This window comes from Mycobacterium malmoense, from assembly GCF_019645855.1.
Lineage (GTDB): Bacteria > Actinomycetota > Actinomycetes > Mycobacteriales > Mycobacteriaceae > Mycobacterium > Mycobacterium malmoense.
Window position 1 is genome coordinate 1,029,242 of sequence record NZ_CP080999.1, and the last position, 13,554, is coordinate 1,042,795.

Sequence of the window (13,554 nt, forward strand, 5' to 3'; positions counted from 1 at the left end):
CCGGGCTGTGTGCCGCCATGCGGGGCTGTGTCGCCAGCGATCACCGGCCGTTGCGGCGCGCGGCGGCAGCCAGCATGCCGGCGGCCACTAGACTCGGTGCCCGTGGAATCAGCGTCGCCGAGGCCCGTGTTGGTGGTCGACTTCGGTGCGCAGTATGCGCAGTTGATCGCGCGCCGGATCCGCGAGGCGCGGGTCTTTTCCGAAGTGATCCCGCACACCGCCTCGGTCGAGGAGATCAAGGCCCGTAACCCGGTGGCGGTCGTGCTTTCCGGCGGGCCGGCCAGTGTCTACGCCGACGGCGCCCCGCAGCTCGATCCGGCGCTGTTCGACCTCGGGGTGCCGGTGTTCGGCATCTGCTATGGGTTTCAGGCCATGGCCCAGGCGCTGGGCGGTACGGTCGCCCACACCGGCACCAGCGAGTACGGCCGCACCGAGCTGAAAGTCCTTGGCGGCGAACTGCATTCGGGACTGCCCAGTGTCCAACCGGTCTGGATGAGCCACGGCGATGCCGTGACGGCCGCCCCGGACGGGTTCGACGTGGTGGCCAGCAGCGCGGGTGCGGCGGTGGCCGCCTTCGAAAATCGCGAGCGGCGCCTGGCCGGGGTGCAGTATCACCCGGAGGTGATGCACACCCCGCATGGGCAGCAGGTGCTTAATCGGTTTCTGCACGACTTCGCCGGGCTCGGGGCGGAGTGGACGCCCGCCAACATCGCCGGTGCGCTAATTGAACGGGTGCGTGCCCAGATCGGCGACGGCCAGGCGATCTGCGGGCTGTCCGGCGGGGTGGATTCGGCCGTGGCCGCCGCGCTGGTGCAGCGCGCCATCGGCGACCGGCTGACCTGTGTCTTCGTCGACCATGGGCTGCTGCGGGCCGGCGAACGCGCGCAGGTGCAGCGGGATTTCGTCGCCGCCACCGGCGCCAACCTGGTCACCGTCGACGCCGCGGACACCTTCCTCGAGGCGCTGTCGGGGGTGACCAACCCCGAGGGCAAGCGCAAGATCATCGGCCGGCAGTTCATCCGGGCCTTCGAGGGCGCGGTGCGGGATGTGTTGGGGGACAAGCCGGTTGAGTTTCTGGTGCAGGGCACGCTGTACCCGGACGTGGTGGAGTCCGGCGGGGGCAGCGGGACGGCGAACATCAAGAGCCACCACAACGTCGGCGGCCTGCCCGGTGACCTGAAGTTCACCCTCGTCGAGCCGCTGCGGCTGCTGTTCAAGGACGAGGTGCGCGCCGTCGGGCGGGAGTTGGGCCTACCGGAGGAAATCGTTGCGCGCCAACCCTTTCCGGGTCCAGGCCTGGGCATTCGGATCGTCGGCGAGGTCACCGCTGGGCGCCTGGACACGTTGCGGCGCGCCGACTCGATCGCGCGCGAGGAACTCACCGCCGCCGGTTTGGACAACCTGATCTGGCAGTGCCCGGTGGTGCTGCTGGCCGACGTCCGCTCGGTCGGCGTGCAGGGCGACAACCGCACCTACGGGCACCCGATCGTGCTGCGGCCGGTGTCCAGTGAGGATGCCATGACCGCCGACTGGACGCGGGTGCCCTACGAGGTGCTGGAGCGCATCTCGACCCGGATCACCAACGAGGTGCCCGAGGTCAACCGCGTGGTGCTGGACATCACCAGCAAGCCGCCGGGCACCATCGAGTGGGAATAGCTTAGGTTTCGTTGTTCGCTGCCGCTGCGTGCGCGGGAGGCCGTGGCGTTTGAGGCTACGCCAGCGCCAGGTGGCGGGCAGCGATAACTTCGTGCCCCGCCGCCGGCAACGCACCAGCGTCGTCGCAGCCCACGGCGCGTAGCGCCGCTCGTAAGGTGCTCAGCGCGTTGATGAGAGAGTCCTCGGACGCATCCGGCACATCAATCGTCCAGGTTGCTGCCAGATCGGCCGCGACCGCCGTGTAGTCAGGCTCGACCCCGAGTTTGGCCAACTGGTCCGCGACGGAATCTAGGAACGCCTCGAAGCTGGCGTGATCGTTAGAACTGCCGCCAGGCGTAAATCGCATCTCGATCTCGTAATATCCAGGCATTTCACTCGCCTCTCAACTCGTCCCAACACGTCGCACGGGAGAGCTGCCCTCGTAGTTGTCTTTCATAGTAGGGGTTTGACGGGCTGAGCTTCACCGTTTTTATATGCCCCCGGTCACACGGGCATTTCATCTTGAAATACCTGTTCGGCCGCTTTTCAATACGCCAACCTTTAGCTTCCGCCTCCCGTAGAACCTGTTCAAGCTCACGCTTGGGATGCTTTGGTCGGCTCACCGAATTACCGCCCGCAACGTTGCTCGACGCCATCCATAACGTTCAACGTAGTACGTGCGTTCCGCGCCGACAGACATCGGCGAGGTCACCACCCGGATCACCAACGAGGTGCCCGAGGTCAACCGCGTGGTGCTGGACATCACCAGCAAGCCGCCGGGCACTATCGAGTGGGAATAGCTTAGGTTTCGTTGTTTGCTGGAGCTGCAACTGTCGATGCCCCTTTTCGGGAAGTGCGTTGCCAGAAGCACTTTCGCGGCGCTGCTACGCGTGCGTTACTCCACGAATTCGCGCCTACCGTGGGCGATGGCGACCGCATTCCAGTTCCCGCCCGCCTCGTCGACGAGTCGGCGGGCAACGTCGAGATCGCCGTTACCGGCGACCAGGATCAAGGTGTGGTCGGTGATGGTGACCGAGCCCCCGTGTAGTCGCTGGTGGGCGGCCGCATCGGCCACGAACGCATCGCGGAAGCGCGCGACGTCGACGTCGGGCACGGTGATGGCAATCGCATTGGCTTCCGGCGCGTTTCGCGGCAGGTAGTCGAATATCAGCACCGCTTCCTGGTTGAACTGGCGGCGCAGCGCCTCAGCGGCGGTGTGCAACGAACCGTCGGCGCCGCACAGGTGAAATTCGCGCGAGCGCTCAAAGGTGATCTGCCGCAGCTTATTTGACCAGAACACGCCGTCGAGCGGGGTCGATCCCGTCACCGTCACGCCGGTCTGTGCGATCGTCACGTCGGCTTGTAGCTCGAACAGGGGATCGGTGCTGTCGGTGGCGAATAGCTCCGCCGGTTGGCAGGCACTGACGTCGGCCCCGGCCGGCCCAACGCCGAGCCACAACAAGAGCGCCGCCAGTACAGAAAGGGCTCCGCGCGATCGCACAAGGCAGCGTCTCACGCGCCGCTTGACGGCTGTCGGAGGGCGGGTGTTTACTCGAGCTTATCGAACATACATTCGAGAATAGTTCGGTGAGCGTGGGCGGGAGGCTACGTCATGACTGCGGCTTTCGCCTCCGGCCCGCGGCAGGAAAACCACGCTGAACAGCTCGAATCGCTGCGTCGGCGGATGGCTGGGATGTCCGGGAAGGTCGTTGACCGCGCCGATGGCCTGCTGCCGGAATTGGAATCCCGGCTAGCGCTCCCACCGTGGCTCGCGGAGATGCTGCCGGTGCCCTTGCCGCGGGGGACGGTGGCGGTGCTGTCGGGGGCCAAGTCGCTGCTGTTGAGCGTGGTGGCCGCGGTGACGGCGGCCGGGGGCAACGCGGCCATCGTCGGCCAGCCGGACATCGGGCTGCTGGCCGCCGTGGAGATGGGGGCGGATCTGAGCCGGCTCGCGGTGATACCGGATCCCGGTACCGATCCGCTGGAGGTGGCCGCGGTGCTCATCGACGGCATGGACCTGGTGGTCCTCGGTCTGGGCGGGCGCCCGGTCCCGCACACCCGGGCGCGCGCGTTGGTGGCCCGCGCCCGCCTCAAGGGCTGCACCCTGCTGGTCACCGACGGCGACTGGCAAGGGGCGCCGACCCGGCTTGCGGCCCGGGTCTGCGGATACGAGATCACACCGGCTCATCGGAGGGTGCCCGCTCCCGGGTTCGGACGGATCAGCAAGGTGCGGCTGCAGGTCAGCGGGGTGTGCGCGGGACGGACGATTGACCGGGTGCGAGCTGGGTGAGTACGGGTGAGTTTCGGGACCTCCCGGGTTTTGGCGATCTGGTGCATGGACTGGCCCGCGGTCGCGGCGGCAGCAGCGGCGGGTCTGCCCGCGACGGCCCCGGTCGCGGTCACCCTGGCCAACCGGGTGATCGCCTGTTCGTCGGCTGCCCGCGCGGCGGGGGTGCGGCGGGGGTTGCGACGGCGGGAGGCGGCGGCCCGTTGTCCGCAACTGCACGTCGCGACCGCCGACGCCGACCGCGACGCCCGCTTCTTCGAAGGGGTGATCGCGGCGGTGGACGATCTGGTGCCCCGCGCCGAGGTGCTGCGGCCCGGGCTCATGGTGCTGCCGGTGCGTGGGGCGGCCCGCTATTTCGGGTCCGAGGCCCACGCCGCCGAACGGCTGATCGACGCGGTGGCCGTGAGTTCAGCGGCTGGCGCCGAGTGTCAGGTCGGGATCGCCGACCAGTTGCCCACCGCGGTCTTCGCCGCGCGGGCGGGCCGGGTCGTGGAGCCGGGAGGCGACGCAAGGTTTCTGTCGGTGCTGTCGATCCGGCAGCTGGCCACCGAGCCGAGCCTGTCCGGTCCGGGGCGAGAAGAACTGGCGGATCTGTTGTGGCGCATGGGGATTCGTACCATCGGGCGGTTCGCCGCGCTGTCACGCACCGACGTGGCTTCCCGGTTCGGCGCCGACGGGGTGGCCGCGCACCGGTTCGCCCGCGGCGAACCCGAGCGGGGACCGTCCGGGCGGGAACCGCCGCCGGAACTCGAGGCCGTGCTGGACTGCGATCCGCCGATCGATCGGGTCGATGCCGCGGCGTTTGCCGGGCGCTCGCTGGCCGGCACGCTGCACCGGGCGCTGATGGCCGCCGGCGTGGGTTGCACCCGGCTGGCCATTCATGCCGTCACCGCCAACGGTGAAGAGCTGACCCGGGTGTGGCGGTGCGCCGAGCCGTTGACCGAGGACGCCACCGCCGATCGGGTGCGCTGGCAACTGGACGGGTGGTTGAGCAATCGGACCGCCTCTCGTCGTCCTCTCGATGCGCCGGTGACACTGCTGCGGCTGCACGCGGTGGAGGTGGTGTCGGCCGAGGCGTTGCAGTTGCCGTTGTGGGGTGGCCTCGGCGAGGAGGACCGGCTGCGGGCGCGCCGGGCGCTGGTGCGGGTGCAGGGCTTGCTCGGTCCGGAGGCGGTGTTGGTGCCGGTGTTGTCGGGTGGTCGCGGGCCTGCCGAGCGGATCACGTTGATCCCGCTGGGTGATGAGGCGGCGCCGGGCGCCGATCCGGGGTTGCCGTGGCCCGGTCAGCTGCCGGAGCCGTCGCCGGCGGTGTTGCTCGACGATCCGGTGGAATTGCTTGATCTCCAGGGGAATCCGGTAAGGGTGAGCGGTCGGGGGATGTTTTCGGCCGACCCCGCGCTGTTGACGGTGCGGGGTCGAGACGAGCGGGTGTGCTGGTGGGCGGGACCCTGGTTGGTCGACGAGCGGTGGTGGGATCCCGACCTGACCCAGGGGCGCACCGCCCGCGCTCAGGTCTTGCTGGAGGGGGAGCGGGCGTTTCTGCTGTGCTACCGCCAGCGGCGCTGGTGCCTGGAGGGCAGCTACGAGTAACGGTGGGTGTCGGCGTGGGAGGGCTTCCGCATGGGGTTTGCTGGTCGTATCGCACGAGTGTGGCAAATATATGCTACGGGTCGGCCCTAGGTAGTTGCGTGTTGAACTAAAATTCGGGGGGGGGGGTAACTCCAGGCTATTTTAAATGCATTCGAACATTGATTACGCTTCCTTACATAGTTTGCGAGAAGCGATGTTTGCGCGACCAAGTTGACCGATATCAGCCTAACTCGCCCGAATCTCAGGTCGTTCTCAGCTACTTTCTGACCATCCGATTTTGACTCACCGATCAAAGGAGATGGTCGTGGATCTCGCAGCCCGCCCCCACATCACCGCCGGCGTCGCCCTGGCCAGCGCCGCAGTCATCGCCACCGGTCCGATGGCCCAGCACCTACCCCAAATCGACGCGGCCCGCTACCTGCCCCAGGTGAGCGTGACCGACATCAATCTCACCGACGCCGCCAGCGCGCTGGACCTGTTCGGCGGCGTGGAGAGTCAGCTTGCATCGCTCGCCGGCGGTGCAAGCGCGGCCGCCGTGCCAGCGGCCGCCGTTAGCAATGCTGTCAATCCCCTACAAACGTGGATAGACATCGTCCCGAAGTCGACCGCCAATATCGAAAACATCGTCCAGAATTGGCTCGCGCATCCTGCGCCAATCCTGCAACAAGTCCTCGCCAATTTCGCGCAATACGGCGTAGATTACGTCACCCCCTTCAAGACGGCCGCGAACGCTGCCGTCACATACTTCACGGGGCCTGGCGCCGGCAACTTCGCGGGTCAGCTAATGCGGGCGAGCATGGCCTACAGTCAGGGACAGGTCGCGACCGCCGTGAATGATGTCGTGGGTGCGGTTTTCACGTCGCCAATTGTGAAAATTGGATTCCCGCTAGAAAAAACTCTCGTCATACCCGGCTTAATGCTGCAAAACCTCACTGATGCGACCAACTTCCTGACCACTACGGCTATTGGGACACTCGGTAACACGTTAAGCAATCTGCCTGTCGTCACTTTCAATGGGCTCGCTGGCTCTCTTCAAGCTGTCTCTGATGCACAGGCCTCCGGAGACTCAATCGGAGCAGTGACGAATTTCCTGGATATCCCCGGCCAAATGGTGGATGCATTTCTCAATGGCCACACCGTGACACCTGGAAAGACCCTCTTTAACAACGGTTTACTTAACTCGGTTGTCGGCCAACTTAACGGCGGTACCATCCAGGACATCGTGAATTCGCTTCCTCAGCAACTCGCCAAGGCTATCGTGGCGCCTAACGCTCAGAATGTCGTGAGCGGCGGCAGTCTCGCGGCCGCATTCCAGAACTTAGAAACCGTGGCGACTCAGGGCTGGCCATCGCTGACCCCCATAATGAACACGCTAACGTCCAATCTGAGCAACATTGGTTCCCAGTTGACGGCGCTGCTTCAAAATCTACCGTCGGGCCTATCGAATCTGCCTTCGATGCTAAGCACCATTGCGGCCGGAGTGGGAACGTTCATCCTCAGCCTCCTCAAGATGCTGTAAGTCCGCCGGTGGTCGCCGATGCGAGCCGGTGACCACCAACGGCGATCGGCCCCCTTCGCGAGCACGAAGGGGGCCGATCCGTTTATGGTGTGCTTCTCAGGCGAGTGTGCGGCGTTTCGGGATTACGCCCAATGCGGGCGGGATGACGCTCGAGGTTGTATCCATGACGCCGAGGTCGATGTGAAATTGGTTGTATGCCAGTGATTTCCGGTGTTCCAGGTGCGGATTTCAGCCTTATTATCTGATCGTCCAAGGAACGCTGATCCGCCATCGGCCACGGCGGATGTGGTATCGAACCCGCGACTTCTGGCCGACGCGCATGCCTGCCCGAGCGCGGCGCCGATTGATCACCGACAACAAGTCCCGAAGAAGACGACACACGGCGATCGTTCATGGACTATCGGCCAGCCGGCGCGCGAACGTGCCGACCCGCTCGATGAACCTGTCGAAGAACGCCGCCGAATCGACGTCAATACCGATGAGTGCGTTGGGTTTTCGGTGTCCTGACCAGTCGGTCACCGTCATGCCGCGAGTCAGGGTCCCGCTCAGCTCGACGTCCACCGTCGCCGGACGGATCGCGATAAGCTCCGGTTCCAGCGCGACCGCGGCGGCCAGCGGGTCATGCAGATGCGCCAAATATCCGTGCCCATTGTCGTTATAGGCCTCTAAGTAGAACCGCATCGCGTCCTCGATCACCCGAATCAACGGATTGGACGCCGCCGACCTGGTGCCGCGCTCGTCGCCCGCGCACATTAACGTTGTCGTCGACTCCGCAACCGCCGCCAACCTCGCCAGGATGTCCGGCGTCATCGCGACGTTGCGGGTCAGATCCAACCCGCACAGGATCGGAAGTCGCTGTAGCCCATGGGATTTGGTGGACCAGCCCGTTAATACCTCGGCCGCCGCCTCGGGGTCCACGCTGATGTTCCACTCCGCCACCGGAGTGATGTTGCCGCGATGGTCATAGGAGCCGCCCATGATCACCAGCCGTCGCAGCAGCCTCGGCAGTTCGGGTTCGGCGCGCAGCGCCAGCGCCAGGTTGGTCAGCGGGCCGGTCGCCACGCCGATCAGCTCACCGGGAAAGGCGCGTGCCGCACGCACCCAGGCCGCCGCGGAGTCGTAGCTGGTGAGCCGGCGATCACAGGGCGGCAGGTCGGCATACCCCAGGCCTCTGGTGCCGTGAACCGTTGAGGGGGCACCCATCGGACCGGTCAGCGTTTCGTCCGCGCCCTTGGACACCGGTATGTCGGTGGCCCGGCACAGCTCGAGCAGGCTCAAATTGTTCGCGCAAACCTGTTGTACCGCAACGTTTCCCCCGGTCGAGGCGACGCCGACCAGATCGACGTCGCTGGCCAGCAGGTACACCAGCGCCAACGCATCGTCGACGCCGGTGTCGACGTCGACGAAAACGGGGCTCACCGCGGTAACGATACGCCGGACCGGCGAGGCGAGACGCCTCCAGGATCTCAAATCCCCTGTCCCTTAGCGATCCTCGCCCTTCAGGCGAGTGCTTCTACGGACGCTCGGCCAGCTCGCCGTAGCGTTCCTGAGCGGCCGGGCGGCTGGTGCCGAGCATGGTTGCGATCTGGGTCCAGGTGTGTCCGTGCGCCCGGGCTTCGGCCAACTCCACCTGGCTCCTGGCAACGGCGCCTTTCTTGTCCGTAAAGCGCGGTAGGGTCCCGAATACCGCTGCTCTAGGAACAGGAAAAGCTGAAGTGCCCGTCTACGTCTCATGGCTCGATGAGTCGGGCTCCAACCAGGCAATGGACCCGGGTACCTATATTCTGAGCGCGGTCGTCAGCGAGGCTGAGCACGCCGCGGAGCTGCGCGGCATAATGCGCGGCTTGCTGGTTGGCAAAAGTCATAAGAAGCTGCATTGGCGTAGCGAAGATGCCGCCCGAAAGGAACTGATCGCCAAGACGATCGCGTCGTTGCAACTTGAGCACCTGGTCGTTGTCCGCTCAGACGCGCACACAGCCAAGAAGCCGGAGCGCCAACGTCGGCTGTGTATGGAGCGAATGCTGCCCGAGCTGGTGAGCATGGGCGTTGATAATGCGGTCATCGAATCACGAGGTAAGAAAGACGACCGCCGTGACGAGCAGACTTTGCACTATCTACGGCGTAAACGCCAACTGGGCGGCCATCTGCACATCAATCATGTTGGCGGCCCAGCCGATCCGATGCTGTGGATCCCGGATGCTTGTTGTGGGGCGGTTACCCAGATGAGGTGCGGAAACCCACACTACTTCGAGTATATCGAATCGCGGGTGACACTGATTGACCTTTGATTCCAAGAAACGCGAAACCCCAGGCCCTGTCGTCCGGCAGGAACTCCTGGGGTTCACTTCTGACACTCACCGCAGTGGCATCAGCTTCACCGCAGACAATACACCTGAAACGGCGTATAGAACGTCACGTACGGACAACGGACAACGCAGCTGGGCGCCCGGGCGGCCACGGCATCGGCCAACTCCACCTGGCTCCTGGCAACGGCGCCTACGGCTTCGCCGATGCGGCGCAGTCGACTGGTATCGGCGTCCGATGAAGCAATGGCTGCCAGGTCGAGGGGATCAAGCCACCGCTCGGCGGCCTGCTGGAGCTGTCCGCGGTTCGGGGCACGTTCGTCACCCTTTATAGATGCTCGTGGACCTTGGGACGAAATACCATGGCGTCGATCTGCAAGCCGGCCGATTGGCCGAATTCCGCCCACAAGCCATCCGCTTATCTTCAGTCCGGGATCTCAACCGTGGCGGTACGTAGGCCGGACCAGACCTAAGTAACGCGACCCGAGCATCCCCCTCGGTGACGACGTGATCACCAGTGCACACCGGGCACCAGGCGGATCGCCTTTCGGACCGGTCTGGGAACCCCCACGCGAGCGACGGCCCGGACCGGGCGTTTGGGTCGGCGACGCACCGGCGGGCGGTCGTTCGGCGCGATGATAGCCGGCGAAACTCCCCGCGCCGCAGGGGAATCCGGGTAGCCGAGGTAGAGCTGGTGCAAAATTCGCCTCGATAGCTTGGGCGTGAAGTAGTTGCCGACCTCGGCGAGCGTGCCCAGCGGGGTATCGATGCGCGCCGGCTTCTCGACGAGGCCGCGCACCACCATGGCCGCCGCGCGCTCGGGGCTGATCGGCGGCACCGGGTTGAGCCGCCGGGACGGTACGATCATCGGTGTGCGGACCAGCGGCATATGGATATTGGTGAACGTGATGTGGTCGGACAGCGTCTCGGAGGCCACCACGTCGGCGAACGCGTCCAGCGCCGCCTTGGTGGGCAGATACGAGCTGTACTTCGGATTGCGCGCCAGCACACCGGCGCTGGAGACGTTGACCACGTGGCCGAACCGGCGCTCACGCCAGTGCGGCAGCAACGCCAGCACCATGCGCACCGCGCCAAAGTAGTTGACCGCCATCACCCTTTCGTAGTCGTGCAGTCGCTCGGTCGAGTTCACCACCGACCGGCGGATCGACCGGCCGGCGTTGTTCACCAGGTAGTCGACGTGGTCGAAGCGGCCCAGGATGTCCTTGACGGTGTGCTCCACCGACACCGAATCGGTGACGTCGCAGGTGAACGCGTGCGCCTGCCCGCCGCCCGCGCGGATCTCGGCAACCAGCTGATCCAGCGCGTCGGCGTTGCGGGCCAGCGCGAATACCGTTGCGCCCCTTTCCGCGACGGCGATGGCCGACGCCCGCCCGATGCCGCTGGACGCGCCGGTGATGATGACGTGCCGGCCCTCCAGCGGATCGTCACGACGGGCACGGTCGGGGTCGAGGTGCTCGGCCCAGTACCGCCACAGCTTCGGCGCGTAGCCGGCGAACTCGGGAACCTCGCCGACGCCATTGTCGCGCAATATCTTTCGGGTTTCGTCGCTGACGAAGGTGGGCTTGAGGTCGACCAGGTCGAAGACCTCGGCGGGAATTCCCAGCTGGGTGGCCGCCATGTTGCGCAGCACCTTGGCGCGCCCGCGCACCTTCAGCACCGGCGCCGCCGCGGCTCGGGGCAGCGAGCCGCGCAGCGGTGGCAGGCCGGCCGCCTTGGCGACACCGCGGTAGATGCCATGCAGCCCAACAGTTTTCGGTGTGGTGAGGTGGAACGTCTGCCCGTCGGATCCCTCGGTGTGCATGAGCGCGACGAGCGCGTCGACGACGTAGTCGACCGGGACGATGTTGGTGCGCCCGGTGTCGGGCAGCAGGATCGGGGTCAGCTTGGGCAGCACGGCCAGCTTGGCCAGCACGCCGAAGAAGTAGTACGGCCCGTCGACCTTGTCCATCTCCCCGGTGCGGGAATCGCCGACCACCACCGCGGGGCGGTAGATGCGGTAGCGCAGCCCGGGCGTCGACCGCACCAGCGACTCGGCCTCGAACTTCGTCCGGTGATACGGACTCGGGAGCCGCTGGCCGACGTCGAAGTCGTCCTCGGTGTACTCGCCGCGGAAGTCACCGGCCACGGCGATCGACGACACGTGGTGCAACGTCGCGCCCAGCCGCCGCGCCAGCCCGATCACCGCGCGGGTGCCCTCGACGTTGGCGGCCCGCTGCTCGGCCTCCCCGGCGGTGATGTCATAGATCGCCGCGCAATGCACCACGTGGCCGACGGGACCCAGCTCGGTGACGACCTCGTCGGTCAGTGCCAGCTCCGGCAGCTCGCCGACCAGCGGCTTCACCCGCTCATCCCAGTCGACGACCAGGCGTTCGAAGCGTCCCAGCGACTGCCGGCGCACCAACACCCACACCTGCGCATCGGGCTGGGTTTCGAGCAGACGAGACACGACGCGGCGACCGATAAACCCGGTACCGCCGGTAACGACATACCGCATGCAGCCATCGTGGCCGCTCCCGGGCGCACGCGTCAACCGGGCTCAGCCGGAGAAGTTGCGGATGCCGTCCCAGTCCACCAGCGTCCAGCCGGTCGTCGGGTTGCCGGTGACCACCACGCGGCCGATGTTCGGCAGCGGATGGCTGGCAGCCAGGCTGTCCTTGGCGTTCTTCGTGTTCATCAGCGTCCAGTACTCGATGGAGTACAAATGCGAGAACACCACCGGGTTGCGGTGGCCGCTGTCGTAAATCTTCCGAATGGCCGCGGTGAACTGCTTGTTGAACTCGGTCCCGCTGACCGACCCCGGGATCCTGTCCTGGACATCGCCGTTGAGCCAGTCCGCCGGCGCCAGCAGGTAGGTGGAGGGGGCCATCGTCTCGGGTTTGCCGTTGAACCAGCCGGCGTTGATCTCTTGCAGACCGGGCAGCACCTCGACCTGCTCACCCAGTTCGGCGGCCAACGGCGCCGCGGTTTGCTGGGCTCGCACCATGGTGGAGGCGTAGACGCTGTCGAAATCGTGGCGGCCGTGCGCCAGCTGCTCGGCCTGCCCCTTGCCCTCCGGGCTCAGGCCGGGGCCCGGCACCTCGGTGTTGATCGTCCCGCTGGCGTTGGCCTCGGACTGCGCGTGCCGGATGAACGTCACCGTGATGCTGCGCGCCTGCGGTGATCCGCCGCAGGCGCCGACGACTACCGTCGCGGCCAGCACTGCCGCCGCCTTTGAAGCCTTCCGGATCAAGCCGCGATTGCACATGGCGATAGCCTGCCCCGCCGACGGTGTCGCTGTGAAGGGTTTGCGATGGTTGGGTGCAGAAAAAAGCCTCGAGAGGAGACCCCTATGGCCATTGACCCGAGTGCCGTCGGCGCGGTGACCGAACCGATGCCGTTCGAATGGACCGACCGGGACACCATGCTGTATGCCCTCGGCGTCGGCTGCGGGACCGAGGACCTGTCGTTCACCACCGACAACAGCCACGGCATCACCCAGCAGGTGCTGCCCACCTACGCGGTGATCTGCTGCCCGGCGTTCGGGGCGGCGGGCAAGATCGGAAAGTTCAACTGGGCCATGCTTTTACACGGATCGCAAGCCATCCGGCTGCATGCGCCGCTGCCGGTCGCGGGCAAGCTGTCGGTGGTTTCCGAGGTCGTCGACATCCAGGACAAGGGCGAGGGCAAGAACGCGATCGTCGTGCTGCGCGGCCGCGGCACCGAGCCGGACTCGGGGAAGCTGATCGCCGAGACGCTGACCACGCTGGTCATCCGGGGCGAGGGCGGGTTCGGGGGAGTGCCGGGCCAGCGGCCCGTTGCCCCGGAATTTCCGGACCGCGAGCCCGACGCCCGGATCGCGCTGCCCACCCGTGAGGATCAGGCGTTGATCTATCGACTGTCCGGCGACCGCAACCCGCTGCACAGCGACCCGTGGTTCGCCCGGGAAATGGCCGGGTTCCCCAAGCCGATCCTGCACGGGCTGTGCACCTACGGGGTGTCGGGGCGCGCGCTGGTGGCCGAGCTGGGCAAGGGCATCGCGGCCAACGTCACCTCGATCGCGGCGCGGTTCACCTCGCCGGTGTTTCCCGGCGAGACGTTGACCACGCTGATCTGGCGCACCGAACCGGGCAAGGCGGTGTTTCGCACCGAGGCCTCCGGATCCGACGGTGCCGCCCGGGTCGTGCTGGACGACGGTGCGGCGGAGTACACCGAGTCCTAGC

11 protein-coding genes and 1 pseudogene are annotated in these 13,554 nt (G+C 66.3%); 7 read left to right on the top strand and 5 right to left on the bottom strand.

Annotated elements, in window-relative coordinates; all coding sequences use genetic code 11:
- Positions 1-102: 102 nt before the first annotated feature.
- Positions 103-1,656 (top strand): glutamine-hydrolyzing GMP synthase, encoded by a 1,554-nt coding sequence (gene guaA, locus K3U93_RS04910; protein WP_139796769.1) that lies wholly within the window; start codon positions 103-105, stop codon positions 1,654-1,656.
- 55 nt (positions 1,657-1,711) lie between these two features.
- Here the strand turns inward: guaA and K3U93_RS04915 are convergent, their stop codons facing one another.
- Positions 1,712-2,026, bottom strand: a complete 315-nt coding sequence (locus tag K3U93_RS04915) for a hypothetical protein (protein WP_071509873.1) — start codon at positions 2,024-2,026, stop codon at positions 1,712-1,714.
- Positions 2,027-2,342: 316 nt separating this feature from the next.
- Between K3U93_RS04915 and K3U93_RS04920 the strand changes: the two are divergent.
- Positions 2,343-2,435, top strand: a pseudogene (locus K3U93_RS04920) (GMP synthase (glutamine-hydrolyzing)); the annotation flags it as partial.
- A gap of 95 nt (positions 2,436-2,530) precedes the next feature.
- On the opposite strand, the gene K3U93_RS04925 reads toward K3U93_RS04920, so the two are convergent.
- Positions 2,531-3,151, bottom strand: coding sequence for a hypothetical protein (locus tag K3U93_RS04925; RefSeq protein ID WP_176219883.1), 621 nt, complete (start codon positions 3,149-3,151; stop codon positions 2,531-2,533).
- Between the two features lie 96 nt (positions 3,152-3,247).
- On the opposite strand from K3U93_RS04925, the gene imuA' reads away from it, so the two are divergent.
- From imuA' to K3U93_RS04940, 3 genes are all read left to right on the top strand, one after another.
- Complete coding sequence (gene imuA', locus K3U93_RS04930; protein WP_083009484.1) at positions 3,248-3,925, top strand: DnaE2-dependent mutagenesis accessory factor ImuA'; 678 nt, start codon at positions 3,248-3,250, stop codon at positions 3,923-3,925.
- A 45-nt stretch (positions 3,926-3,970) separates the two neighbouring features.
- The gene (locus tag K3U93_RS04935) at positions 3,971-5,512 is read left to right on the top strand and encodes a DNA polymerase Y family protein (RefSeq protein WP_083009538.1); all 1,542 of its coding nucleotides are present in this window, start codon (positions 3,971-3,973) and stop codon (positions 5,510-5,512) included.
- 298 nt (positions 5,513-5,810) lie between these two features.
- Positions 5,811-7,031 carry a hypothetical protein gene (locus tag K3U93_RS04940; protein WP_083009486.1) on the top strand — a complete coding sequence of 407 codons (1,221 nt, stop codon included), beginning with the start codon at positions 5,811-5,813 and terminating at the stop codon, positions 7,029-7,031.
- 390 nt (positions 7,032-7,421) lie between these two features.
- Here K3U93_RS04940 and K3U93_RS04945 read toward each other — a convergent pair whose 3' ends face one another.
- Positions 7,422-8,450: a nucleoside hydrolase gene (locus K3U93_RS04945; RefSeq protein WP_083009488.1), complete on the bottom strand. Its 1,029-nt coding sequence runs from the start codon at positions 8,448-8,450 to the stop codon at positions 7,422-7,424.
- A 296-nt stretch (positions 8,451-8,746) separates the two neighbouring features.
- Between K3U93_RS04945 and K3U93_RS04950 the strand changes: the two genes are divergently transcribed.
- Entirely contained in the window at positions 8,747-9,319 is a 573-nt protein-coding gene (locus K3U93_RS04950) for a hypothetical protein (protein ID WP_083009490.1), read from the top strand.
- Positions 9,320-9,845: 526 nt separating this feature from the next.
- Here the strand turns inward: K3U93_RS04950 and K3U93_RS04955 are convergent.
- Positions 9,846-11,849: an SDR family oxidoreductase gene (locus tag K3U93_RS04955; protein ID WP_083009492.1), complete on the bottom strand. Its 2,004-nt coding sequence runs from the start codon at positions 11,847-11,849 to the stop codon at positions 9,846-9,848.
- Positions 11,850-11,891: 42 nt separating this feature from the next.
- Positions 11,892-12,599, bottom strand: coding sequence for a histidine phosphatase family protein (locus K3U93_RS04960; protein WP_083009494.1), 708 nt, complete (start codon positions 12,597-12,599; stop codon positions 11,892-11,894).
- Positions 12,600-12,683: 84 nt separating this feature from the next.
- Between K3U93_RS04960 and K3U93_RS04965 the strand changes: the two genes are divergently transcribed.
- On the top strand, positions 12,684-13,553 hold the full coding sequence (locus tag K3U93_RS04965) for a MaoC family dehydratase (RefSeq protein ID WP_083009497.1): 870 nt from the start codon (positions 12,684-12,686) through the stop codon (positions 13,551-13,553).
- Position 13,554: the final 1 nt, after the last annotated feature.